This is a genomic window from Kiritimatiellia bacterium, assembly GCA_028715905.1.
Taxonomy (GTDB): Bacteria; Verrucomicrobiota; Kiritimatiellia; order JAAZAB01; family JAAZAB01; genus JAQUQV01.
Window position 1 is genome coordinate 2,808 of sequence record JAQUQV010000033.1, and the last position, 23,902, is coordinate 26,709.

The 23,902-nt window shown below is 54.6% G+C and carries 26 protein-coding genes and 1 tRNA gene; 7 read left to right on the forward strand and 20 right to left on the reverse strand.

From position 1 onward, the window contains the following. The first annotated feature begins 114 nt into the window (after window positions 1-114). Both PHP98_07570 and PHP98_07575 read left to right on the forward strand, forming a co-directional pair. Window positions 115-525 (forward strand): CrcB family protein, encoded by a 411-nt coding sequence (locus PHP98_07570; protein ID MDD5483493.1) that lies wholly within the window; start codon window positions 115-117, stop codon window positions 523-525. Continuing rightward, a complete protein-coding gene (locus PHP98_07575; protein MDD5483494.1) occupies window positions 516-917 on the forward strand; it encodes a DUF190 domain-containing protein in 402 nt (133 codons plus the stop codon). The genes PHP98_07570 and PHP98_07575 overlap by 10 nt, the downstream gene beginning before the upstream one ends. Window positions 918-978: 61 nt before the next feature. Here PHP98_07575 and bioD read toward each other — a convergent pair whose 3' ends face one another. From bioD to PHP98_07590, 3 genes are read right to left on the reverse strand one after another with little or no spacing between them, the layout of a single operon-like run. After that, window positions 979-1,686 (reverse strand): dethiobiotin synthase, encoded by a 708-nt coding sequence (gene bioD / locus PHP98_07580; protein MDD5483495.1) that lies wholly within the window; start codon window positions 1,684-1,686, stop codon window positions 979-981. Continuing rightward, complete coding sequence (locus tag PHP98_07585; protein MDD5483496.1) at window positions 1,683-2,570, reverse strand: methyltransferase domain-containing protein; 888 nt, start codon at window positions 2,568-2,570, stop codon at window positions 1,683-1,685. Before PHP98_07585 ends, bioD begins: the two co-directional genes overlap by 4 nt. Before the next feature lie 31 nt (window positions 2,571-2,601). Next, window positions 2,602-3,408: an alpha/beta fold hydrolase gene (locus PHP98_07590; GenBank protein MDD5483497.1), complete on the reverse strand. Its 807-nt coding sequence runs from the start codon at window positions 3,406-3,408 to the stop codon at window positions 2,602-2,604. Between the two features lie 160 nt (window positions 3,409-3,568). Here PHP98_07590 and lexA point away from each other — a divergent pair, with 160 nt between their 5' ends. After that, window positions 3,569-5,092 (forward strand): transcriptional repressor LexA, encoded by a 1,524-nt coding sequence (gene lexA / locus PHP98_07595; protein MDD5483498.1) that lies wholly within the window; start codon window positions 3,569-3,571, stop codon window positions 5,090-5,092. Here lexA and PHP98_07600 read toward each other — a convergent pair. The 7 genes from PHP98_07600 to PHP98_07630 are packed head-to-tail and all read right to left on the reverse strand — an operon-like array spanning window position 5,084 to window position 11,387. Beyond that, window positions 5,084-5,779 carry a TaqI family restriction endonuclease gene (locus PHP98_07600; protein MDD5483499.1) on the reverse strand — a complete coding sequence of 232 codons (696 nt, stop codon included), beginning with the start codon at window positions 5,777-5,779 and terminating at the stop codon, window positions 5,084-5,086. The genes lexA and PHP98_07600 overlap by 9 nt on opposite strands. A 16-nt stretch (window positions 5,780-5,795) precedes the next feature. Continuing rightward, window positions 5,796-7,004: an 8-amino-7-oxononanoate synthase gene (gene bioF / locus PHP98_07605; GenBank protein MDD5483500.1), complete on the reverse strand. Its 1,209-nt coding sequence runs from the start codon at window positions 7,002-7,004 to the stop codon at window positions 5,796-5,798. 14 nt (window positions 7,005-7,018) lie between these two features. After that, complete coding sequence (locus PHP98_07610; GenBank protein ID MDD5483501.1) at window positions 7,019-7,510, reverse strand: DUF1284 domain-containing protein; 492 nt, start codon at window positions 7,508-7,510, stop codon at window positions 7,019-7,021. A gap of 25 nt (window positions 7,511-7,535) precedes the next feature. Continuing rightward, window positions 7,536-8,873 carry an SGNH/GDSL hydrolase family protein gene (locus PHP98_07615; GenBank protein ID MDD5483502.1) on the reverse strand — a complete coding sequence of 446 codons (1,338 nt, stop codon included), beginning with the start codon at window positions 8,871-8,873 and terminating at the stop codon, window positions 7,536-7,538. Between the two features lie 39 nt (window positions 8,874-8,912). Beyond that, a complete protein-coding gene (locus PHP98_07620) occupies window positions 8,913-9,077 on the reverse strand; it encodes a DUF5989 family protein (GenBank protein ID MDD5483503.1) in 165 nt (54 codons plus the stop codon). 28 nt (window positions 9,078-9,105) lie between these two features. After that, on the reverse strand, window positions 9,106-10,938 hold the full coding sequence (locus tag PHP98_07625; protein MDD5483504.1) for a carbamoyltransferase: 1,833 nt from the start codon (window positions 10,936-10,938) through the stop codon (window positions 9,106-9,108). Next, on the reverse strand, window positions 10,938-11,387 hold the full coding sequence (locus PHP98_07630; GenBank protein MDD5483505.1) for a hypothetical protein: 450 nt from the start codon (window positions 11,385-11,387) through the stop codon (window positions 10,938-10,940). The genes PHP98_07625 and PHP98_07630 overlap by 1 nt, the downstream gene beginning before the upstream one ends. A 256-nt stretch (window positions 11,388-11,643) precedes the next feature. Between PHP98_07630 and PHP98_07635 the strand changes: the two genes are divergently transcribed. Next, window positions 11,644-11,717 (forward strand) — tRNA-Gln (locus PHP98_07635). A gap of 164 nt (window positions 11,718-11,881) precedes the next feature. Here the strand turns inward: PHP98_07635 and PHP98_07640 are convergent. The 7 genes from PHP98_07640 to PHP98_07670 form a co-directional block, all read right to left on the reverse strand. Further along, window positions 11,882-12,256 (reverse strand): ATP-binding protein, encoded by a 375-nt coding sequence (locus PHP98_07640; protein ID MDD5483506.1) that lies wholly within the window; start codon window positions 12,254-12,256, stop codon window positions 11,882-11,884. A 64-nt stretch (window positions 12,257-12,320) separates the two neighbouring features. Beyond that, entirely contained in the window at window positions 12,321-12,728 is a 408-nt protein-coding gene (locus PHP98_07645; protein ID MDD5483507.1) for a putative toxin-antitoxin system toxin component, PIN family, read from the reverse strand. After that, window positions 12,725-12,940 carry a CopG family transcriptional regulator gene (locus PHP98_07650; protein ID MDD5483508.1) on the reverse strand — a complete coding sequence of 72 codons (216 nt, stop codon included), beginning with the start codon at window positions 12,938-12,940 and terminating at the stop codon, window positions 12,725-12,727. Before PHP98_07650 ends, PHP98_07645 begins: the two co-directional genes overlap by 4 nt. A 6-nt stretch (window positions 12,941-12,946) precedes the next feature. Further along, a complete protein-coding gene (locus PHP98_07655) occupies window positions 12,947-13,090 on the reverse strand; it encodes a hypothetical protein (GenBank protein MDD5483509.1) in 144 nt (47 codons plus the stop codon). A gap of 116 nt (window positions 13,091-13,206) precedes the next feature. After that, a complete protein-coding gene (locus PHP98_07660; protein MDD5483510.1) occupies window positions 13,207-13,875 on the reverse strand; it encodes an ATP-binding protein in 669 nt (222 codons plus the stop codon). Window positions 13,876-13,907: 32 nt separating this feature from the next. Next, on the reverse strand, window positions 13,908-15,536 hold the full coding sequence (gene ispH, locus PHP98_07665) for a 4-hydroxy-3-methylbut-2-enyl diphosphate reductase (protein MDD5483511.1): 1,629 nt from the start codon (window positions 15,534-15,536) through the stop codon (window positions 13,908-13,910). A gap of 30 nt (window positions 15,537-15,566) precedes the next feature. Further along, the gene (locus PHP98_07670; protein MDD5483512.1) at window positions 15,567-16,640 is read right to left on the reverse strand and encodes an N-acetylmuramoyl-L-alanine amidase; all 1,074 of its coding nucleotides are present in this window, start codon (window positions 16,638-16,640) and stop codon (window positions 15,567-15,569) included. A gap of 40 nt (window positions 16,641-16,680) precedes the next feature. Here PHP98_07670 and PHP98_07675 point away from each other — a divergent pair, with 40 nt between their 5' ends. Both PHP98_07675 and PHP98_07680 read left to right on the forward strand, forming a co-directional pair. Continuing rightward, on the forward strand, window positions 16,681-18,075 hold the full coding sequence (locus tag PHP98_07675; GenBank protein ID MDD5483513.1) for a tetratricopeptide repeat protein: 1,395 nt from the start codon (window positions 16,681-16,683) through the stop codon (window positions 18,073-18,075). An 82-nt stretch (window positions 18,076-18,157) separates the two neighbouring features. After that, entirely contained in the window at window positions 18,158-19,054 is an 897-nt protein-coding gene (locus tag PHP98_07680; GenBank protein ID MDD5483514.1) for a DMT family transporter, read from the forward strand. Between the two features lie 19 nt (window positions 19,055-19,073). Here PHP98_07680 and PHP98_07685 read toward each other — a convergent pair whose 3' ends face one another. The 3 genes from PHP98_07685 to PHP98_07695 all read right to left on the reverse strand — a co-directional run bounded on the left by PHP98_07685 (window position 19,074) and on the right by PHP98_07695 (window position 22,586). Then, window positions 19,074-19,457: a response regulator gene (locus PHP98_07685; protein MDD5483515.1), complete on the reverse strand. Its 384-nt coding sequence runs from the start codon at window positions 19,455-19,457 to the stop codon at window positions 19,074-19,076. A 12-nt stretch (window positions 19,458-19,469) separates the two neighbouring features. After that, window positions 19,470-21,209, reverse strand: coding sequence for an ATP-binding protein (locus PHP98_07690; GenBank protein ID MDD5483516.1), 1,740 nt, complete (start codon window positions 21,207-21,209; stop codon window positions 19,470-19,472). Between the two features lie 183 nt (window positions 21,210-21,392). Beyond that, window positions 21,393-22,586, reverse strand: a complete 1,194-nt coding sequence (locus PHP98_07695; GenBank protein ID MDD5483517.1) for a hypothetical protein — start codon at window positions 22,584-22,586, stop codon at window positions 21,393-21,395. A gap of 267 nt (window positions 22,587-22,853) precedes the next feature. Here PHP98_07695 and zwf point away from each other — a divergent pair. Then, window positions 22,854-23,902, forward strand: a 1,049-nt coding sequence (zwf, locus tag PHP98_07700; protein ID MDD5483518.1) for a glucose-6-phosphate dehydrogenase, incomplete at its 3' end; no start/stop codon positions are given.

Here is a 23,902-nt window from a genome sequence, read left to right on the forward strand (position 1 = left end):
TTTAAGAGTTTTCGGGTTCCGAACGGGAATAATCTTGCGGGCAATCAAGCCCGGCCTATCGGCGGCAGGGATGCCGCCTCGGGCTGATTTTTGACGTTGGACGGAGAGAGAAGAATGACAAATCCATGGGGGCTATGTGTTCTGGTGGGGTTTGGCGGATTCGCCGGATCGGTTGCCCGATATGGCTTGAGCGTCACATCGCAGCGTTTCTCAATTGAGTGGCCGATCGGCACATTGGCGGCCAACGTGCTCGGCTGTCTCTTTGTCGGAATCATCACGGCGGCGTCTGCCCGTGGAGGCGCCGTGTCCCCCGAAATCCGCCTGGCTCTGGCCACTGGATTCTGCGGCGGTTTCACGACGATGTCGTCCATGATCTATGAGACCGCCGAGATGATTCAGGCCAGTGAATATATCCACGCGGCGTTTTACGCCGCGGGGACCTTTTTGTTCTCCATGACCGCATTTATTGTCGGACTCATGGCGGTGCGTATCCTTGTCAAACTCGGAGGTGGGCTATGGAATTGAAAGGGGAGGCGAAACTGCTGCGGATTTTCCTGGGGGAAGCCGACAAAGTGAAACACACGGCTCTCTACGAGGCCATTGTGAAGGAAGCCAGGAAGTTTGGGTTGGCGGGGGCCACTGTCTGGAGAGGCATTACAGGATTCGGGCCTACGAGCCGAATCCGAACGGCCAGGATTCTTGACCTTTCCACGGACCTTCCCATCATCGTGGAAATTGCGGACGAGGAAGAGAAGATCAACCGTTTTCTCCCCGTTCTTCACGACCTCTTTGAGTCGGCCCAATCCGGGGGATTGGTCACCGTGGAGAGCGTCAAGGTCATCAAGTATCTCCATGGAAAGGTCGGGGAACGCTCCGACAAGGACGCGGCCGCCGGGGGAGCCGCGGGTTACGTTTAATGCCATGGTTTAAACAAAGCGGCCTAACCCGACTTTTTCGGAACCAGTTGATTCATTATCATTACCTTAAAAGCGCGATCGCCAGTCCGGGCTCTACGGGCGGCGCGCCCGGCCGCTTGAAGTGCGGCAATTCGGAAATTATCCGCGTCCGGCCGAGCTTTTCAAGCATGGCGCGGTTGTCTTTCACGATATAGGTCCTGGATGATTTGACGGCATGATTCAGGATAATCCCCTTGATTTTCAGTCTTGCCCGCCGGAGTTCCCCCAGGGTGAGAAGCGTGTGATTAAGCGTGCCCAGGCCGGGGCGCGCCACGAGCGCCACCGGCAGGCCAAGTTTTTTCATGAGGTCAAGCATGGATAAGCGCCGCTCCAGGGGGGTGAGAATCCCGCCTGCGCCCTCCACCACCACGAAGTCATGGCGGCGTTTCAATCCGGCGAACGCCCGCAGTATTTTTGAAAGACGGATTTGTTTTTTTTCCAGCGCGGCCGCCAGATGGGGCGAACAGGGCCGCCGGAACCGGCAGGGCGCCATCAATCGCCGTTCTGTTTCCGGCGGCGTGATGCCCGCGGCGGAAATAACAAAGTCCAGATCGGGCGCAATCGTCCGTTGGCCGCGTTTTTTACAGCCGGTCTGGACCGGCTTCATGTAGACCGCGTCAATTCCGGCCGATTTCAGCCCGCGGAGCAGGGCGGCGGAAACCACCGTCTTGCCGACGCCCGTGTCGGTTCCGGCGATGAATATGCCGTGCGGTCTTTTTGATTTGTTCATCCCGCCTTGTGCTTTTCTTTCGCGGCCACGCCGTAAAAAACGCGGTAAGAGGCGTAGACTCCGTTGGCGCTTTTATAATTTTCGGCGTAATCGGCGATGAGCCGTGAAATTTCCGAGCGGTTCAGGAGCAAATGCCGTTGTGGAATATTTCCGCCGGTCAAGCCCTGGTCATGCAATTGTTTCAGCATTTTTTCGGCCGAGGGGTATTCCTGGCGGATTGTTTCGGTTTTTATCCGGCGTATCGCCAGGCCGGCGCCGGTCAGCGCTTTTTTAATTTCATCCCGTTCCGGCATGGTGACCCGCGGCGGTTTCAGGGGCGCGATTTTCTGCCGGCAGGCGTTCAACTCTCCGAGCGTGCCGTCCAGCATCACGGCGAACGCCAGCCGGCCTTTCGGCGCAAGCATGTCGCCGAGTTTCAGGATGATCGTTTCAATCGGCGCAATCCAGTGCAGGGCGCAATTGCTGATAATCAGCGGATATTTTCTGTCTTCGGGCAGACGGACGGCGTCGGCAATGATCCAGTTGATCATTTTATTCCTGACCAGGTAGCCGCGCGCCTTGGCCGCCATGGCGGACGAAACGTCCACCGCGTCAATCAGGGCCGAGGAAAAGGTGTCGGCCAATATCGCCGTCAAAACTCCGGTGCCGCAGCCGATTTCAAGGATACGCTCCGGCGCGCGGAGCGGCGGCGGTTCAGTTGCGGAAGCGAGCAGGCTCATTAATTTTTCCGCGGTTACGCGCTGGATGCTTGCGAGGGGGTGATAGGTTGGGGCCGCGGCCGAAAACCGCGCCGCCACTCCTTCAGTTTCGTTCGGGGCCGACGGGCATTGCCGCGCCCCTAAATGCCGCAAGGCTTTTTCGTTTTCCTGTTTAGATGGTTCCATGGCAATCTGCGGCAGTTGTGCGAATAAAAATTTATGCGCAAAATCCCGGCCGTCTTCCGCATTTTTCCAGAAATTCCATGATATCCCCGGCAATGGCCCGTGGGTTTTGCCAGGGCAGGCCATGGCCGCAATTCTCATAAACGTTGATTTCCGAAGCCGGCAGAATATTTTTCAGGGCCAGTCCGGCATCAACGGGCATGATGGCGTCGTGCCGCCCGTGAAGCACCAGCGCCGGGATGTTTATTTGTGCCGCCGCGCTTCGCAAATCCGTTTCTGCAAGATATTCCAGGCCGGCCGATAATTCAAGCGGATTCATGGCGCAGGCCCTTTCAATTTTCAAGGCGATGGATTCCAGGCCTGCCGTTGCGCGGTTTTTAATCCCGAGCCCCTGGATTTTTTCTTCAAAGTTGCACGCGGCTTTCTGGAAAAAATCCGTGAAAACGCGGCGCGGGTTGCGCTTTAACATGGCGGACATGGCGCGCAAAGCGCCGGCGGATACTCCCGCGGTCCAGTTCTCGTTCGCGAGGAATTTCGCCGTTGTTGAAATCAGGATCAGGCCGTCCGCAATTTCCGGCCGCCAGGCTGCCGTTTCCAGGGCGATCATTCCGCCCAGCGACCAGCCGGCCAGAAAAACTTTTCCGCCGTTTTTTTCAATCAATTGCGCAAGTCCCCGCGCATAAGCGCTTGGCGCGCGGCCCGCCGCCGCGGGGCTCCACAAGTCGCCGGTGGCGGCGACTGAAACCTCAACGGCGTTTTCCAGGCATTGGCGCAGGTTTTCCATGGCGGAAGAATCATGCGCCCAGCCGGAAATCAGAATCAAACGGGGACGGGGGGTCATAATAAATCCGCCTGACCGGTAAAGGATGTTTTTTCTACAAGCGTTGTTGCTGGCTGATACCATAGCATTCAAAGCATTTTATTCAACGGATTTTTTGGAATTTATATTGACTTTCTAATTGTTTTCTAATAGTCTGGAATTCAAATCTGGGGTTAAGTCTATGCTCACAAAAAAACAAAAAAACGTTTTGAATTTCATTAAGAAGTATAAAATCAGAAAAGAATATGCGCCTTCCCTGGACGAAATACGGAAGCATTTCAGGCTGGCTTCCGTTTCTACAGCCCATTATTACGTTTCACGGCTTCATGATTTGAAATATTTAAGCAAAAAGAACAAGAAACCACGCGCGATATTCGTGCCGGTAAAAGAACGGTTGGTTAATATTCCGCTTTTAGGATTGATAGCCGCCGGACAACCTCTTGAAGCCATACAAAACAGAGACACAATCGCGGTAGCGCAAAGCAAACTCCCCTCGTCCGGCGAGTTTTTTGCGCTGCGGGTTGTCGGCAACAGTATGATCGATGAAAATATAAATGATGGGGATATAGTTTTGGTCAAAAAACAAAACACGGCGCATAATGGGCAAAAAGTCGTAGCATTAATAGATAATTACGAGGCAACCCTTAAAACATATTATAAAGACAGGGGATCTGTAAAATTAATTCCGGCCAATAAAAACATAGCGCCGATAATTGTTAAAAAAGACAGAAACATTTCCATTCAAGGGGTCGTAATTGATGTGCTAGACAATAACGAGAAACTACGCGCGGCCGACATTGCAACGGCCGAGAATATCACAAGAAACGCGAAGCTTCCGCTTGATAAAATCATTTCAGGCGATGCTGTTCAAGAATTAAGAAAACTTCCGGGTAACAGTTGTGATATAATTATTATTGATCCTCCTTATAACATTGGCAAAGATTTCGGTAACAATATTGATAAAAGGGAATTATGCGAATACGTCTCGTGGGGTAAAAGCTGGATCAATGAAGCTATAAGAATAATAAAACCAACCGGGACAATTTATGTCTATGGATTCAGCGAAATTTTGGCGCATTTGTCCGTGGAAATGCCAATTAATAAAAGATGGCTTATCTGGCATTACACTAATAAAAATGTCGCCTCGTTGCATTTTTGGCAAAGAAGCCATGAGGCGATTATTTGCGCCTGGAAAGGCAAACCCCTTTTCAACAGGGATGAGGTGAGAGAGCCTTATACGGAAGGGTTTTTAAACGGTGCGGCCGGTAAAACAAGAAAAGGCACTTTGGGGAGATTCAGCAGGGCAGGCAAGGAAACAGTTTATAATGCTCACGAAAACGGCGCTTTGCCGAGAGATGTCATTAAAATACCGGCGCTTGCCGGAGGGGCGGGAATGATTGAAAGATGGTTTTTATGCAAAACCTGTGATAACGTTTTTCAGCCGCGGAAATTAAGAGAACACTTAAACCACGAAATCATTAAGCATCCAACACAAAAACCGTTGGAATTGACAAAAAGACTGATCAAATCCGCAATGCCGCACAAAGACGGCATTGTTTTAATGCCTTTTGCGGGCAGCGGTTCGGAATGTGTTGTGTCAAAGGAACTCGGACTCTCCTATATCGGGTTTGAAATAAATCCTGACTATATAAGAATTGCCGCAAAATGGCTGGATAATACGAAACGTATTCCGGAATTATTTTAGCGTTTCATCAATTTCTTTCTTTTTGTCTTCAAAAGAACAACGGGTAAAAACCACAAAACCATTGGACAACCGCTTTAATTTTTTGTTGTTGCGGAATCTAAGATAAGGCAATTTATATTCGCCGTTCCGTTTTTTTGGATTTTTAAAATAATCCTCGCTCGGCACGTCATATTTAATGTCTATAAATTTGCCTTTAATCTGTTTTTGGGCTTTTTTACTCTGTCTGACTTCTCTGCTGAAAGAAACTTTTTTGACCTGATAATTTAAAATATATCCGCGATAAGTAACCTGAAAATCAGCCCCACGATGATCAAGTTCTGCCGACATTGCGACGCAATCGTTGCCAAACACTGATTCGGCAACATATCCGGCATGAATTTGGGTGATAATGCTTACCCAAGTGCGATAAATTCTTGCGGGCAACCCGCGATAAAAACATTTCTTACACATAGTTATTTTTCTTCTGAAGCCATCAATGTCGGATTTATACGCATGTAAATATTCCTTATAAAATTCTTCGTATTCCAAAAACCTTTTTTCATCCCAGTATACTTTATAAAGCAGGGCTATCGCCTGTATTTCTTTCGGCAGATCCATCTCAACAATTTTAATGGGCCGGTACTTTTCGCGATAGGTATTTAAGTTTACAGATTCCAGAAAACTTTCAATTTTTTTCGCAGAATTCATAACATCCCTTATTTAATTACCTCAATTTTGCACCGCATAATCCCTCGGCGTAGCCGGCGTCAATGATTTTGTCCGCCGCCTGCTCAAGGTCGGCTTGGGAATGGTCAAGCGTAACCGAGAGCCTGATGCGCGCCGTGCCTTCCGGCACGGTCGGCGGCCGGATGGCCGCGGCCAGGATTCTTTTTTCACGCAAACGCTCCGCCAGGGCCAGCGCTTTTGCATTTTTACCCACGATCAGCGGAATGATCTGGCTGGCCGACTTGCCGGTGTTAAAGCCCGCCTCCCGCAGGCGCCGGCGGAATATTTCCGCGTTTTTCAGCAATTCTCCGCCGAGCGCGGGATTGTTTTCAAGGATATCCAGCGCCTCCTCGGCCGCCCGCGCAATCGCGGGGGGCAGGGCGGTGGAATAAATAAAGCTTCGGGCGCGGTTGACGAGCCAGTCGCGCAGGGGCGCCGCGCAGGCGCTGAAGCCGCCGTAGGCGCCCAGCGCCTTGCTCAATGTGCCCATGGAAATATCAACCTGGTTTTCAAGCTGAAGCTCGCGCACTCTCCCCGCGCCGTTGGGCCCGAAAACGCCGGTGGCGTGCGCTTCGTCAACCAGCAGGAGCGCGCCGTATCGGGCGCAGACCGCCGCAATTTCCTTCAGCGGCGCCAGGTCGCCGTCCATGCTGAAAACCGATTCGGTGACCACCAGGCACTGCGCGGCTGATTTTTCGCCGTCAAGCAGTTTCGCGAGATGGGCGGGGTCATTGTGCTGAAAGCGTTTCAGGGCGGCCCGGCTCAAGATCGCCCCGTCAATCAGGCTGGCGTGCGCAAGGCGGTCGGCGATAACAACCGCATCCCGGCCGGCCAGCGCAGGGATAATGCCGAGGTTTGCCATGTAGCCGCTTCCGAAGACCAGTGCCGCCGGATACCCCTTGAAAGCGGCCAGGCGCCGCTCAAGTTCCGCGTGGCAGGGGAGGGTGCCGGAAACGAGTCGGGAGGAAGCCGCGCTTGCGCCGCAGGATTTAAGCGCGGCGCCGGCCGCCGCGATGATTTTGTCGTTGCGGCTGAAGCCGAGGTAATCGTTGCTTGAAAAATTAAGAGTTTTTCCGGCCTCGTCGTGAAATTTCCCGCCAACGCCCGGGAATTTGCGCAGGGTCCGTTCAAGCCCCATTGATCGCAACTCATTGAGGCCGGCTTCAATCCGGTCATATTTTTTTTTATTAACCGGTTGAGCTGTCATTTCAGACTTCCCATTCAGACGTTCAAATTCAAATGCGCTGAAATAATTTTTAATCCTTTTACGTATTTTTCCTGCAACCCCGCCCCGCCGATTTGTTTGATCCCGCTTCGGCCGATATCCGGCAGGCGTTCGCGCATCAGGGGGACGAGTTCCTTCAGCGGGATAATCGCGCCGAATTGCAGGCCCAGCAGATTCAGAATCTGGCGGTTGGCTTCGGTGACCTCGGACACCACGCCGGGGTTCTGGGCGCTGCTGCAGGTTTTGTCGCGCCCCCAGGCCGAACCGGCCGGGCAGGGCTGCAGTTTTTCGCAGAAAAGGCAGATATCGTCGTAACATTCCACAAATTCAACCGCTATATCCGGATTGTTTTGAATGGACGCTATCACGCGGTTGAAACCGGCGCGGTTGTAACCCTCCTTGTGTCCGCCCTCGCCGAAGAACGCGATGACATAAGTGGGATGATAAGGACGCAGGCGAATCAGGTCGGTTTTTGGTTTATTTTTCATTTTTTACTCCCGGACGGCGTGGTTTTTATTTGCGTTTCGCGATCATCCTGATTTTTTTGTCTATTTCCTCGGCGATGCGCGCCAGGCCCGGCTGGGCGGGCGGGTCTTGTTCCATGACGCCTTCCCGAACGTATTGATCAAAGTGAATCCCGTCCGGGGCGAAATAACCGTTGCATTCTTTGCCCGCGAAAATGGCGGCCAAATCCAGCAGTTCGGCCCCGCTTTGCCGGGCCGCTTCGCGGGTTATTTCCGTGTACTGGTCGTGAATCTGGTTGCCTTCCTCAATTGAGCGGACGTATTGCTTGTCGACGACGTGGCCGGTCAGGCTCCGGCGCGGGGCTGTGATTATGACCGGCACGGCGCCGGCCGCGCGGATTTCCCTGACAAAAGCCATCAGGGTGGAGTGGTATTCCTCCGGCGGAACGCGGAACACGCGGTCCTCGCCTTTTTCTCTCCGCGCGATATGCTGGACCGGCCCCATGGCCCAGATAAAAAACCGAAAGAAGCGCTTTTTGCGCAGAATTTCAAAAATGCGCCCGGCAACCGGCCGCATCTCCAGCCCCATTTTCTGGCGGTCGGCCTCCTCGGAAAGCCAATGGTCGTTCCAGCCGAAATAGAGAGTAACGATATCCGGTTCCAGTCTCCGGCCCATTTTCTGGAACTGGCGCAATCCCTGGAGCGCCGAATAACCGTGCACGCCGATGTTGAATGCTTCCCAGGGCTGATCGGTCGGCGGATTGTTGGTCAGCCGCTCGTGGAGGTATTGCGAATATCCGGGCCGGCCCTGGCCGGTGATGGAATCGCCCATGCAGACGACCCGCATCGTGCCGGGGTTTTTCATGGCCGCCACTTCCCGCTCCCGGAAGCCCATGCTGTTGATGAGCCGTCCCTGGAAGTAAGTTCCCGGCGTCAGGCGGAACAAGAGTTCGGCGTCGGGGGTGGTGTGGGGGACTTCAATGCCGCCGGCATTGTTCTGTCCCTGGAAAACGATCGGCGGCAGTTCGGCGTTGAAATTTGTGCGGGTCAGCACGGTTTCCACGAGGGCGAATATGAGATAAACTGAAACCAGCGCCATAATCAGTTTCTTGAATCCCTGCGTTTCCCAGAGTCCTCTTGCGCCGGTTTTGCGTCCGACCCATGTTTTGAGGATTCCGCGCGCCGCCAGTAAAACAACCGGGGCCAGCGCCGGCTTTAATCCCCAGTGCATGGTCAGATGGAGGGAACCGATGGAGAGCTTGAACGGGTCCAGCAGCCAGGCGAGGGGAATGGCCAGCAAGGCGCTGACGGCCAGCAGATCCAGCAGAACCAGCGTGGCGGAGAGCGCCGGCCGCGCAGAGCGGGTGAATTTAGATTGAGTATTCATGGGTAAACCGTTTGGATATTGGCCGGCGGCCCGGCCGCCTTAGAACAATGTGTAAATGAAGGGCGCCGTGGTTTGTCCCAACACGATCAGCATGGCCATGAGCAGGAGGACAATGATCACGGGTATGATCCACCAGGCCTTGTTGTGCCACGCAAATCCGAAAAATTCCTTCAAAAGCCGTCCCAGGTATTTTAAGAACCGCATGTTATTTTTTTCCTTTCCTTTTCGTCCTTTAATCAAGAACATAGTCCGCGCGCCAGTCTTTGTTTTCCCGCCAGGGCGGCTGGCGTTTTTTATCCAGGAGGAATGAGCCAAGCACGAGCCAGTCCATTTCCGTGCGCATGAAACAGCGGTAGGCGTCTTCCGGCGTACAGACGATCGGCTCGCCGCGGACATTGAACGAGGTGTTGATGATCACCCCGTATCCTGTGCGTCGTTCAAAGGCCTTGATAATCCGGTAATAATCCGGATTGGTTTCCGGCGAGACGGTCTGAACCCGGGCCGTGTAATCCACGTGCGTAACGGCGGGTATGTCCGAGCGGACCTGGTTGATTTGTTCGCGGACTGGAAGTTTTTCCGCTGCGGCAATGCCCCGGCAGCGTTCCGGCCGGACCGTCGCCACCAGCAGCATGTAAGGCGAAGGGCGGTCAATGTCAAAATATTCCCCGGCTTTTTCCTCAAGGCAGGCCGGCGCAAAAGGCCGGAACGATTCGCGATACTTGATTTTCAGGTTCATAATTGACTGCATTTTGGCCGAGCGGGCGTCGCCGATGATGGAGCGGTTGCCCAGGGCGCGCGGACCGAATTCCATGCGGCCGTGCAGGAGGCCGAGCACCTGTTCGTTTTCAATCAAGCCGGCAATGCGGTCCGCCCATTGGTCCGGATCTGCGATTTTTTCAGCCGGGTATCCTTTTTCCCGGAGATAATTTTCTATGGCGTCGTCGTCAAAATCCGGTCCGAGGTACGCGCCCTGCATCGCGTCGTGATGCGCCTCGGCCCGGCGCGGCTGATTGTGAGCCTGGTGCCAGACCATCAGGGCGGCCCCGAGGGCGCCGCCGGCATCCCCGGCCGCGGGCTGGATCCAGATATCCTTGAAAATATTCTCGCGCAGGAGGCGTCCGTTGGCCACGCAATTGAGCGCCACGCCTCCCGCCAGGCAGCAGTTTTCCATCCCGGTCAGGCGGCGCGCATGGCGCGCCATGCGCAGGACGATCTCTTCCGTGACAACCTGGATTGACCGGGCGATGTCCATTTCGCGGCGGGTCAGCTCCGATTCCGGTTGGCGCGGCGGCCCGTCAAAAAGCCGGTTGAATTTTTCATTGGTCATGGTCAAGCCGTCAAGATAGCCGAAAAAATCAAGATTCAGCCGGAAGGAGCCGTCGTCCCTGAGGTCCAGCAGGTTTTCCATGATCGTCCGCGCGTAGCGCGGCTCGCCGTATGGCGCCAGGCCCATGAGCTTGTATTCACCGGAGTTGACCCGGAAACCTGTGAAATAAGTGAAGGCCGAATAAAGCAGTCCCAGCGAATGCGGAAATCGGATCTCCTGCAGGATTTCAACGCGGTGATCGCGGCCGGCGCCGACGGCGCTGGTGGCCCATTCGCCGACGCCGTCCAGAGTCAGGATGGCGGCCTGTTGGAAAGGCGAGGGAAAGAAAGCGCTGGCGGCGTGGGAAAGGTGATGCTCGGGAAAATAAAGCGGCTCCTTTACCGGGATTTTTAAATTATCCATCTCGGATTCAATTTTCAGCGGAATCCAGAGTTTTTGTTTCAACCAGAGCGGCAATGCCATCATGAACGACCGCAGGCCGCGGGGCGCCACGCTGAAATAAGTTTCCATGATGCGGGCGAATTTGAGGATCGGCTTGTCATAAAAAGCGACTGCGTCCAATCCTTCCTTGCCGATTTTGCCCTCGGCCAGACAATAACGGATGGCGTTCAGCGGAAAGCCGGCGTCATGTTTCTTGCGGGTGAAACGCTCTTCCTGCGCCGCGGCGATAATTTTTCCGTCCCTGACCAGGGCCGCGGCCGAATCGTGATAATACGCGCTGATGCCGAGAATATTCATCAATATTGTCTGGTGTATGAGGCGGCCTGTTCCGGTTTGTGGGCGATCCAGTAGGATTCAAGCGCGGCATCTTTCCGCCGCCGCATGGGGTCCCGTCCGGCCAGGAGCAGAATCAACCGGCCGGGAATCATGCCCATGCAGAAAAAAAGCGTCATCAAAATCCAAGTCAGGCCGGTTCCAACCCAGCGCGCCAGGAGTTGGCCGAAGCGTTCAAACGCTTTGAACGCGGCGGGAATAAACAATCCGCTGATTAACACCGCCAGGCCGAGGACGCACAGGAAAAGGCCGAACCAGATGTGTTTCAGCACCAGAATCATCAAGGCGGCAACCGCGCCGATCAGCGCGCTTTGGGCCAAAGCGCGCTTTTTTTGCGACAAATGGCGGCCGGCGGGCGCGGCCGCCGCCGGCCGGGGCCATGCTGTTTCAGGGACGGATTTATTCTGATTCATGCAAGAGACTCTGTAAAACTCTGAAATAACCCGAATAGTTCCGGAAAGAATACATGGAATTTCCGTTCTGCAAAGCAGAAAATTACCGATTTGCCGCCCAAAATTCTTGACGGGCGGTGATCTTTGGATATATTGGCTGGCGTGACCTGGCGGGAAGACCGGGTTAACCTTGCGTGGTAACTATAAGCCATTTTCAGAAACAATTTTACTGCGAACAGCTAAATGGATACTGTGTTTCTTCCCGCTTTTATTCAATTGCCGGATGGTGTAACGGTAGCACAGCAGACTCTGAATCTGTTTGTCTAGGTTCAAATCCTAGTCCGGCAGCCATTGTGTTTTCAATGGTTTGCTTCACTTTTCTGCTTCCAGAATAACCGGGCAAACCGGTTTTTTCTACACGTTATTTCTACATTTTTTTCTTGCAATCTTCGTTCTGTGTCGCCGCCGGTTGAAAACGGATTAAAATGGCAGGAATGAAAACGGACTGAAAAAGCTTATTCAGTTTCGATCCTGTCTTTCATGCGATAGCTTTTACCTTCAATGACGACCGGTTCGCCATGATGGAGGACACGGTCAAGGATGGCGGAGGTGAGTGTTGTATCATTATTGAAGATGGTGGCCCATTGTTTGAAAGGTTTATTGGACGTGATGCAGATGGCGCCGCGCTCGTAGCGTTCACTAATGATTTGGAAGAGCAGATCGGCTCCGGCTTTATCGATGGGCATGTAGCCAAGCTTATCTATGGTGAGGAGTTGTGGTTTGAGGAAGGCTTTGATTTCGTTTTTGAGCCGATGGGTGCGTTGGGCGGCCAGGAGGGTAAAGGCAGAAATTGATGCTGCGCGGCCGGCTGCTGTGTTTGAAGCGGCCATCCGTCAGGTTGTTTTCAAGCGCTATTTAACGTTCCTTTTGGCATTTCAAATCCCGAATGGCTGGTTATCCTTGTTTTTGATGAATCAATATCGAGAACGCTCGTGGATTAAGGATTTGACACTGTCTGAATTGTTTCAGGACGAGTAGATCATTGTCTCCAGTAACCAGGCACTCTGCTTGCCCAGCTACTGTTAAGCCAAGAACATGAACGTCGTTGGGATCACGGCAGACATGGGGAGAAATTGACTCCGAAACGAATATTGTACCGTTTTCCCGAAGGAGATGTTCAATCTGCTCAATGGTATGTATGGGAAGTTTTACCTTTTTCTGGAGGTTCTTTCTGATCTCATCTAGAAGTGGTTCACTCAACAATATATCATGGCGATCCAGACACAATTCCAGCACCGACTCGCATAGCCCTCGGGCGGCAAATGCCGCTACGATGACATTCGCGTCAAGCACAATTCTCATGAAATGGCCTTGAAAACGTCATCGTCCGTAATAAAGCCTTGTGCCTCAGCGAAAGGCAGCACCTTCTTGCGTAGAGTACGGAATTTTTCAATAGCTACGTAGCGGCGAATAGATTCCCTCACAAGATCGCTGACGGGTTTACGCTGCTCCTGACTGATGTTCCGCAACTTGGAACGAAGATCATTCGGTATTCTGACCGTTAATGTATTCATAGTGTGTTACAATGTAGCGCCACGCCCGGCTTTTGTCAACTTCTTTTTCATGACATTTTCCAGGATTGTCGCATTTCTTTTGATATCATGAACTGCGATGAGAACTGCGCTGAAACCCAGCGCGATAATCCATCCCACGACGATGAGCATCCGTCTCTTTGGCCTTCGTTCTCCGGAATCAATAATTGCTTCCCATCTCCCGCCCCAACGGTCGCAAATCTCGGGCGGCGAAGCCGTACCGAGCATTTGCTGGTTCGACAGTGTTTTCAGTTCATCGGGATGATGTCAGCGTATGCAAATCCACCCCGTTCCACGGTCTCGCCCACCCTGACTGGAATGGCTTTGCGGAACATCGGCCCCGCGACAACGACCGTATGAATCTCTCCGTTTTCCCCGCAGGGGTCGGTTCCCGCCGGGAATTCCGCCAGCAATTCCCGCGACAATTTCCGCCCCGCGTAACGAGCGGGTAGTTTCTTGAGGTCAACACTGCTCAAGTACGCTTCCATGCCTCCGGCAAGCATCTGTTCGGCGAGTTCGTCCGTGGGGATTTTCCACAACGGAAAGACTGGTTCAATCCCAGTTCCCGTCAATTGGCTCTCGCGATACCTGCGGATGTCCTCAAGAAACAAGTCCCCGAACGCAATCCGTTCAATCCCCTTCGCCGCGCATTGGGTGACGAACTCCCGCATGATGGCATCGGAATGATCGTTTGTGCAGGGATCAGGGAAGTTGATGAGTTGGATTGGCAGGCTGGCCGCCTCTGCCTGCTGATGCAACAGTTTCGGTCGGGTTGCATGCATGCAAACGCGGCCGTATTTCTGGTTCATGACAGTGAACAGCCCCAGGAGGTTTGTCGCAGGGTCTTGCCGCAGTAGATGGAGCGCCCATGCGCTGTCCTTCCCGCTACTCCAACTCAGTAGTGTTTTTTTTTTCATCCAATTGAAAATCTTAGTCCGGCAGTCATTTTTCAACGTTTTTTTTCCTCTGCAAACCGCGTTTTGCAGGCGGCAATGCGCATATACGCCGCCGCATACCGCCGGCCGAATTCGCGCTGGGATGCGGAGTCAAAATGAATTTTATCGGGTTTATACCTGAGCCCGGCCGATGATGCCAGGCCGGTCAACCTGACTTTTCGGGTGATCTTCCGCAGGGATTTGTTGATTATCTTTCTGAAACGATTCGTTCCGGGATCGGCGCTGGGCCCGAGTTCTCCGCAGATAAAAGGCGCTCCGGGGGCGCGCAAATCCATGCGGAAACGCCTTATCAGCCGGGTTAATTCTTTTTCATAAATTTCCGCCCGGCCGGGAGCGCAGTCGCCCTCGCCCTGATGCCAGAGAATGCCCTTCAAAACGCCAGACTTCATAGCCCGCCGTGTTCGTCTGACAGCATCGTCATAGGGTCGGCTGTTGGTTTGCGTCCACTTTTTCCGCGGCCGCCAGACCGAAATCGGCGAACCGCCCGCGGCGCAGGGGATTAACCCGATCACGATATTCCGGCACTTATCGGCCAGGGCAAGACCGAATGTCCGGCCCGGGCCCACCCCGGGGGCGGGCTTGTCAAAATGAATGGGATCAACCGCTGGCGCCCACCTGTTGTCTCTGGTGAAAGTCAGGACTCTGGGATGTGTTTTTTTATCGCAGGCGGCCGGCACGCCCCGGCCGGCCATGTTTGACTGGCCGGCCAGCAGAAAAAGGTGGAATTCATAACCCTCCGGCATCCCGGCGGGAGTTGATTTCCCGGGAGCGGCGACCAGCCGGCGGATACGTTCAATCACGGCGCGCGTGGCCGATTGGGGGGTGGATGCGCCCGCGGTAATGCCGATGGTTTTTGCATTTTGAAGCCACGTCGGACTGATCTGATCGGCCGATTCAACGCGGTGAGCGCGCGGGTTGAGCGCGCGGGAAATTTCAAATAGCCGCCGGGTATTGGCCGAAAGGCGCGAGCCGATGACGATGACAACGTCATTAAGCCGTGCCAGATTCTTCGTTTCGGCCTGCTTCATCCTGGTCGGCCTGCAAATTGTGTTGAAAAACTTCAATTCCCTGATTTTTCCTTTTAACGCGTCCACAACCGGCAGGACATGGTCCATATTCTGGGTTGATTGAACCACGACGGCCGCCTTTTTGATTTTTTTTATTTGCGGCCAGGGAATGTTTCCGATGCCGTCAATAATCATGGTTTTCCGGGAAATCTGGCCGGCAATGCCCAGGACTTCCTCATGGTAACGATCGCCCAGCACGATGACCCGGTATCCCCGCCGGTCCATTTCGCGGACTTTTTTCTGGATGAGATGAACCATCGGGCAGGTGGCGTCAACAATTTCATATCCCTGTTTGCGGGCCCGGCTCATCAACCGCCGCCCGGCGCCGTGGGCGCGGATCAGCAAAATTTTCCCGCGGCCGCGGCCCAGCCGGGAGATTTTTTTAATGCCGGTTTTTTCAAGCCGCGCAATCACGTCCTGGTTATGAACCAGGTCGCCCAGCATGTGGATTGTTTTGCCGCTCCGGCCCAGCTCCAGCGCCGTGCGGATCGCGCGCCGGACGCCGAAACAGAATCCGGCCGTTCCGGCCAGATGAATAACGCATTTTTTACGCATGGTTTGTCTTGTCCTCGTTTTTTTCACCGTTCATGGTTTGATCTGACGGGCGCGCTTGACGGCGTTCAAATAGGCTATTATTCCCTCGGCAATGCCGCGGGACACTTTGTCGCGGTGGCCTGCCTTTTCAAACTTGGCCGCCTCGCTGCGGTTGGAGAGAAAACCGCACTCCAGGAGGGCGGCCGGGCACGCGATGTTTTTAAGAACGACAAAGCGCGCCCGGCGCACGCCGCGGTCTTCGCCGCCCGCGTATTTCAACATGCTTTTTTGGATGAGGTAGCCGAGCACCATATTGGCGCGGTCATGCTTGTTGCCGGCATACACGCCGGGGTCGCAAATATCCGTTTTGCCGCCGGAGGTGCTGGGATAACCGGCCGGCGGAAGAATATAGGTTTCAATGCCGGCGGGAATGGAACTGCCGGCGGCGTTGAGATGGATGCTGATAAAGAGGGAGCTTTTCCACCGGTTGGCGATAGCGACGCGCTCGTCAAGCTGAAGCGGCCGGTCGCTGTTGCGGGTCAGGCGCGCGTCTATGCGGTATTGCAGAAGTATCCGGCGGACATTGCGCGCCAGCTCAAGCGTCAGGGTTTTTTCGTCAAGGCCGCCGCGCGACTGCGCGCCCCGGTCGCTGCCGCCGTGTCCCGGGTCAAGGACGACAATCTGATATTCTTCAGAAGCAAGGGCCTTGTCCGGGTTCAGCAGGGGCCAGATTGTCCGGTCAATGTCAACCTGGCGGATGTGCCACGATCCCCACTGCCTGGCGATCGGCGCGCTGAGCCAGACGGCGATTTTGTTAAACTCCGCCCGGCGGCTGTCGCCTTTCATGGAAAAAGTGTTGAACCTGGTCTGCATGGTGATTTGTTTGCCTTTGACGCCGAAGGAAGAGAAACCGTACCGGCTGGACATTTCTTTCAGCGACATGCAGGTTCGGGGGCTGACGTCGGAATACGCCTTGATTTTGGCGGGTTTAGCTGGTAGACTTCCGGCCAAAAGAACCGAAAGCAACAGGAAAAGAATGCCGGTAAAAACGGCTTTAGGTCTGAAATTATTGAAATCCGGCACTTTTTTCCCTTTTGTCTTGGCGCTTGACACGGTAAAAACCAAAATATAACCTTGCCTGCAAGTTAAAGAAAGGTTTTTTTATATGGAAGCATCGGAAGCGAATATTTCACGCCGCGCCCGCGAGTTGTTTGACAAGGGCCTTGTGGCCATGGAGCGAGATAATCTTCCGTACGCCATGGATATGTTCATGGCCGTCCTGGAAACGGAGCCGCGTTTTCTCAAATGCCGCAAGTTTCTGCGCGCCACCAGCATTAAATTCATGAATGAAAGCAAGAAGGGGGGAAAAGCCTTTCATATAACCGCAATCCTTTCCAACCTGCCGGCGCTGGTCCGCGGCAGAATGGCGCTGCGCGCCGGCGACGCCCTGCGCGCACTCGGCATTGCCGAGAAACTTCTGCGGCTGGACCCGCTGAACATGACGTTTGTCCGTCTCTTGTGCGATGCGGCCCGGAAAGCCGAAATACAGGAAGCGGCCATCCATACCCTGAACGTCATGCGCGAATATTATCAACAGGATATCGGCCTGCTTTACGAGCTTGGCAACCTCTACCTGGAAGTCAACCAGCCGGATGAAGCCCGCAAATGTTTTGAATCCATTACGGAGCTGCGGCCGAACGACGGTCGGGCTTTGCAGGCCCTGAAGAACGCGATGGCGCGCGACACCATGCTCAAGGGCGGCTGGGACGAGGCCGCGAAAGACGGCGGTTCGTATCGCTCCATTATCAAAGACGCCAAGGAAGCCGCCGTGCTGGAGGCCGATAACAAGGCCGTCCGGGATGAGCAGAACGTTGAATTGCTGATTCGGGACACGGAGGCCAAAGTGAAGCGCGAGCCCGACAATATCAACTACCGCCGCGCGCTCGCCAGGCTTTATGTTCAGATCAACCGTTTTGACGATGCGGTGCGGATGCTGGAGGAGGGCCGGCGGGCGGCCGGCTCCGATCCGCAGCTGGATCAGGCCCTGACGGACATCAAGCTGAAGCAATATGACGCGGAAATAGCCCAGTGCAAAGAAAACGGCGATGCGGCCGGAATGGCCGCAAAGGAAAAAGAAAAACGCGATTTCCATTTCAAGAGCGTGCAGACGCGCGTGGCGCGCTATCCCAACGACCTGCCGCTTCGTTTTGAATTCGGCCGGCTCCTTTATGAGAACGACCAGTATAACGAGGCAATTCAACACTTCCAGCTGGCGCAACGCAATCCCAAGTTTCATATCCAGACGCTTTATTATCTAGGCGTTTGTTTCCTGCGGAAAGAGCAGTTTGATCTTGCCAAGGAACAACTGGAAAAGGCGGCGGAAGGATTGACCGAAATGAATGACCTCAAAAAAGAGATATTTTACCAGTTGGGCGCTCTCCTGGAAAAAACCGGCGATTTTGAGCAGGCCGCCAACCGTTATTACAAGGAAATATATCAGGCGGATATCGGCTTCAGGGATGTTGCGGCCAAGATTGAACAGTCTTACCAGAAAAAATAGGATTCAGGGATCGGCGGTCAGGGGCCGGCGGACGCATGCATTTCTGCTCCTTGATTTCCGCTCTCTTTTTTTATGGGTTAACATGAAAACCATCGGCCTCTTGTCCCTGCTGGGAGGCGTGGCGCTTTTCAGCACGGTGGAGGTGGCCGCCAAGATAATCGGCCCGAACGTCCTCCCGTTTCAGATGGTCTTTCTCCGTTTCTTTTTCACCGGCGTCATTCTGCTGGCGCTTTCTCTGCCGTCATTTCTGAAAAGCGGCCTGGAATTGAAACCGAGAGATTTCGGTCTGTTTGCCGTTAACGGCGCCGTGGGAATTGCCGTATCCGTATCGCTCTTTCATCTGGCGATCCTGTTTTTTGAGAAGGCCGCCTCCTGCGCGGTGGTCTTCAGCGCCAATCCGATTTTTGTCATCATTCTCGCGCGTTTTGTCAACAATGAGCCGTGGAGTATTCCAAAATGGACGGCCCTGGCATTGGGCGCGGCGGGCATTGCCCTGTTTGCATGGGAATCAGGGGCGTTTACCATGCAGTCGCTGGCGGCCCTGGGCATTATGACCGTTTCGGCGGCCTTTTTCGCCTTGAGCATCTGCATCTCGCGCCGCCTCGTTCCCCGTTACGGAGTGTTTATACTGATGGGATTTTCAGCCTTGTTCGGCAGTCTTCTGGCCCTTCCGTTTGCGTTGGCCAGTTTTCTCCGGCATGGCGCCGGTGGGCTGATTGATGCCTGGCTGCCGGTGCTTTATCTCACGCTTGTTGGGACGACGCTTGCCTACGGCCTTTATTATTACGGTCTCCGGCATTGCACGGCCTTTCAGGCCGCCATGATGTTTTTCCTCAAGCCGGTTTTGGCCTCGGTCTTTGCGGCGGTCATTCTCCGCGAACATATAAATTCATTCATGGTCGGCGGCGGTTTCCTGATTATTTCCGGCCTGGCGGTTATGGTAAGCGGTTACCTGCTGACGCGCCGGGAAAAGGCATGAGCGTCAAGCAACATGAGGGTTAAACGGTCCGGGCGGATTCCAGGGCGATCACGATCAGTCGGGCGGCCGTGGCAAAGTCATCGTCCTTTCTGAAGAATCCCGATACGCCGAGGCCTTCGGCTTCCTCCATGTCCTTGCCGGTGCCGTAGGCCGTGATCATGATGACCGGCAGTTTTTTGTCTTTTTCCCTGATTTTGCCCAGGGTTTCCAGGCCGTTCATGCCGGGCATTTTCATGTCCAAACAGACTATAGACGGCCGTTCGCGTTCAATTTCAGCGAGGCCTTCCTCGCCGCTGGTCACGCCGGTTACCTGGTAGCCCTTGGCCTTGAGCCAGAATTCCATCGGCCGCCGGAAGCCGTCTTCGTCGTCAATCAGCAATATGCGTATGTCCTTGTTTTCCATTTTATTTTTCTCCTATGCGGGCAGGGTGAATGAGAAAGCGCTGCCCTTGCCGGGCTTGCTCTCAACCTGCATTTTGCCTCCATGGCGTTCCACGATTTCTTTGGCCAGCGGCAGGCCCAGGCCGGTGCCGTTCACGTTGTTGGCATGGCTTACGCCGATCTGTTCAAACTTGTTGAAAATCCGGTAAATGTTTTTCTGGGCGATGCCGACGCCGGTGTCGGTTACGGATACTTTAACCGGGTCGCCGGCGATAACTTTAATTGTGACTTCGCCTCCCGCCGGCGTGAATTTCAAGGCATTGCTCAGGAGATTGTTCAGCACCTGCGTGATTTTGTCGGGGTCCAGCTCAAGCTTCACCGGGCCGGGCGGCAGGTCCAGGCGGGAGGCGATATGTTTTTCCCCGAACCAGCCGGAAAAAGAGGCGGCCGTCTTGCGGACCAGTTCCGCGAGATCGGCGCGGATTTTTTTCAGCTCCATTTTGCCGGCTTCTATTTTTGATATATCCAGCAAATCATTGATCAGCCGCGTCAACCGTTCCACGTTTTCTCTCGCCAAAGTAAGGAATTCCTTCTGGCTGGGGTTGATTTCACCCGCGGTTTTGTCCAGGATAACCGTCAGATTTTTTTGAATGGCGGCGAGGGGCGAACGGAGTTCATGGGAGACATTGGCCACAAAGGCCGATTTCAACTGTTCCACTTCCTTCATCCTGGTAATATCGGAAAGCACCGACACCATGCCGACCGTCCGGCCGTCCCGGTCTTCAATGACCGCGTTGGATGCGCGCAGGATGCGGTGGGTTGCTTTGTTTTTGCCGGCCAATTCAATTTCGGTGACGGATTCGGGAGAGTTTTTGGAAAGCACCAGCGAATGCTCGTCCCTGATGGTTTCCTTCAATGTCCGGCCGATCACAGCCTGGCCTTGCCCGCCCAGCAGTTTTTCGGCGGCCGGGTTGGCCATGAGAATATTGCCGTCATTGCCCACGACCAGAACGCCTTCGCCGACGTTGCGCATGATGGAATCCATTTTATCCTTTTCAAAGGCCAGCCGCTTGTTTTTGTCCTCGTAACGGCGGACGGCGTCGCGCACCCGCCGGTCAAGCTCTTCCTGGAACCGGTCGCGGATGGCGTAAAGCTCTTTGAGTTCGTCCGCGGTCGGCGCGGCTTGTCCGGTTTCCGTTCCCGCGGCGCGCGGGGGGGGGCGGGCTGCGGCCGAGGGCGGGACGCCGGCGCCCATGCGCCGGTCGGCCATGTGCAGGGCTCTGATAAAAGCCTCGTCCTCGCTCAGGTTCTCCTTGCCTTTTTCCGTTTCGCCGCTTTTCGCATCCCCGCCTTTGATGCGGCCATAGGCGACGTCGTTGGCCTGGATATGCTGGAGACCGCGGTCGGCCAGGATTTTTTTCATGCCGCCGGTGTCGTGCAGTTGTTCCGGTTTGACGGTCATGCATTCCAGAAAGGAATGCAGTTCGGCCGGGGGCAATCCCGGGCGGATGGTGATGTTGTCAACGCGCAGGAGTTCAAGTTGCCGGGCCAAACCCGCGGTTTGAGCTTGATCGGCCTCCGCCGGCTGGCCGTTGACAATGAGCTTTTTTTCAACAAATCCAAAGGAAAATTCCTTACCGGAAGAGAGCAAATCATTCAGGAGCGTGTAGAGGGATGAAACGCTTTCCTTGACCAGCGAATGGTCCGGCGGATAAAAACGGACATTCTGCATGGCCAGGAAAAGTTTGTTTAATATGGCAACCGTGTCAGTCATGGCAATTTGCCGCCGGAATGAATTGCAACCCCGAATATGATTTCGGCAAAATCCGACAGGCTGCTGTTCCGGGCGATATTAATGACTATGATTATGAAAGCGGCCGAAAAAAACGATTAAACAACGCGCATACAGTTTGATGATTTTTCCCTTTGCCGCGTTATTACGGCATGTCGGTTCGTATTATTCCACGACAACCCGCACAGTATCTATCAGAATTGTTCCATTCAGGTCAAGAATTGCGTCCATGGGATAGTCAACGGCAAACCAGAAATCATAAATACCGGGAGGCAGCAGCCAGCGGTCCATAACCGGCATGGCGGAAAGGTTGAACAGCTTGCCCTGATACGCGGGCTGGCAAATCCCGAGATCGCCGTTGAAAGGCGTCCATGAGAGGCCGTAATGCCAGCCGTAGGAATGAGCGTAGCCGACCAACCACCAGTCAACGGCTGTTCCCGCGTAATCGTTCGCGGTAATTTCCACCGTGACGGAGACCGGCTCGGCGGAATTGACGGTCAGTTCGCCCCTCGCGCCGTTGGCCTTGATTATCGGAACGGCCGGACGCGAGGGCGGGGAGTTGTAATTCAGGGCGGATGCGATGAGGAAATTTGCGAAAAGCGGCCCGACGGTCTGATTGGCGGTTGCATTGGGGTGCGAGTCGGAACTGTCGTGCGAGTTTTCATATTCGTATTTCAGCATATGGTCGTTCCCGGCCAGGCAGTCAAACAGGTCAAAGCAGACGATATTCGCGCGGCCGGACAGATATTCAGAGCTTTTCAGCCAGTTGGCGAATAGCCGGGCGTTATTAGCCTGCGCGGCGTCGGTGGCCAGGCGGTGGAGGGGCGGGGTGGACATTACCACGAACAGGCGGTCCGGATGCCGGTCAAACACGTCCCGCATCGCCAGATACCAGGCCTTGTATTGATTCAGCGTGGCTTCGTCGGGAATATTGGCCGCCGGGAAACATGATTTGAAAGCAATCACCCCGTGGTTGGCCAGGATTTTGCCGCGGCATGCGGCGGCGTCATCATTCGCCGATGTCCAGAGATAATAAAGACCGTCTGGATCGGTGTTGTCGCCCGGAATTTCGTAGCTGTTCCCGGTAAAATTGCCGGAGGCATCGCGGAGACCTTCGCCGTTATAGCCGTGGTCCCAGAACGCGAAGGCGGTTCCGTGCGCGGCGTTATAGCCGGCAATTGTTTCGCGCATGCCCCCGGAGATCAAGCCGCCGCCGGTGGAGTGGTGCAGAAAAAAGAGGTTGTCCAATGTTGCGGCATCGGCTGAAAGCGCCGGCCAGAGAACGGCGATTGAAAAAAAAAGCCGGCGCCAAAATGATATCCTGCCGTCCGCCGCCGATTGTTCGGGAGTTGTTTCCATTTTTTTATCCTTTTGAATTTTACGCCATGAAGCGTGTCAAACATTGAAAACGAAGGACTCCGTGCGCTTTCTGCCCTTCCTGGCAAAATATACAGCTTTCTTTTCATTGGCATCGTTTGGCGCCAATAAACCAGCTTTTTGACGAAAAAATAGCAAAAGGCGCGCGACAAGTCAATGCAATACAGTTTTTCGGCGGGGCGGGAGACGGGGGGGTGGAAAGCTGAATAGATTTGACTGTTGCTGTCCTGCGTCTTAGATTTATAAGCAATGGCCGATTATTTAAAAGAGCCTTTGACCGTGGTGATTATGGGCGCTTCGGGGGATTTGGCGCGCACCAAGATCGTTCCCGCCTTATACGCGCTCTATTGCCAGGGACATTTGCCCGAAAGACTGCGCATTGTCGGGTATGCCCGCACGGAATTCAGCGATGAAACTTTTCGCCTGAAACTGGCCGAGCATCTCAGACGCCGGTGCGCGCCCGGCGCGGCTGACCGCAGTGATGAATTTCTGGCGGCCTGTTCTTATTGTCAGGGAGCGTACGGCTGGGGCGAATCCTATCAGCGCCTGGTAAAAACGCTTGGACGGTTGGAGGGGGCGGGGGGCGCCAACCGCGTGTTTTATCTGGCCATCCCGCCGGCGGTGTTCCTGGATGTGGCGCGCGCCATCGGCCGGGCCGGCTTGGCCCGGGCGCCCGCCGGCCGCTGGACCCGGGTGGTGGTTGAAAAGCCGTTCGGCTCGGACCGCCTGTCCTCCGATCATCTTGTCCGCGATATGAGCGCGGTTTTTTCGGAGGAGCAGACCTACCGCATTGATCATTACCTCGGCAAGGAATTGATTCACAATCTGCTGGTGCTGCGGTTTGCCAATCTGGTCTTTGAACCGATCTGGAACCGGAATTATATTGACCACATCCAGATCACTTGGAAGGAAAATATCGGGGTCAAAGACCGCGGCGGTTACTTTGATGGGAGCGGTATTATCCGCGACGTAATGCAGAACCACCTTCTGCAGATCATGGCCCTGACCGCCATGGAACCGCCCAGCCGCCCCGATGCCGTTTCCATCCGCGGCAAAACCGCGGAGGTTTTGCGCGACATTCCGCCGGTGCGGCTTGAGGATATGGTTCTGGGACAATACGCCGGCGTGGTTACCGCGGCCGGCCGTCGGAATGCTTATGTGGAGGAATCCGGCATGCCGCCTGATTCGCGTACCCCCACTTATGCCGCCGCGGTTCTGCATGTCAACAACTGGCGCTGGGACGGCGTTCCGTTTTTTATGCGCTCCGGCAAGGCGCTGGAGACAAATTTATGCGAGAT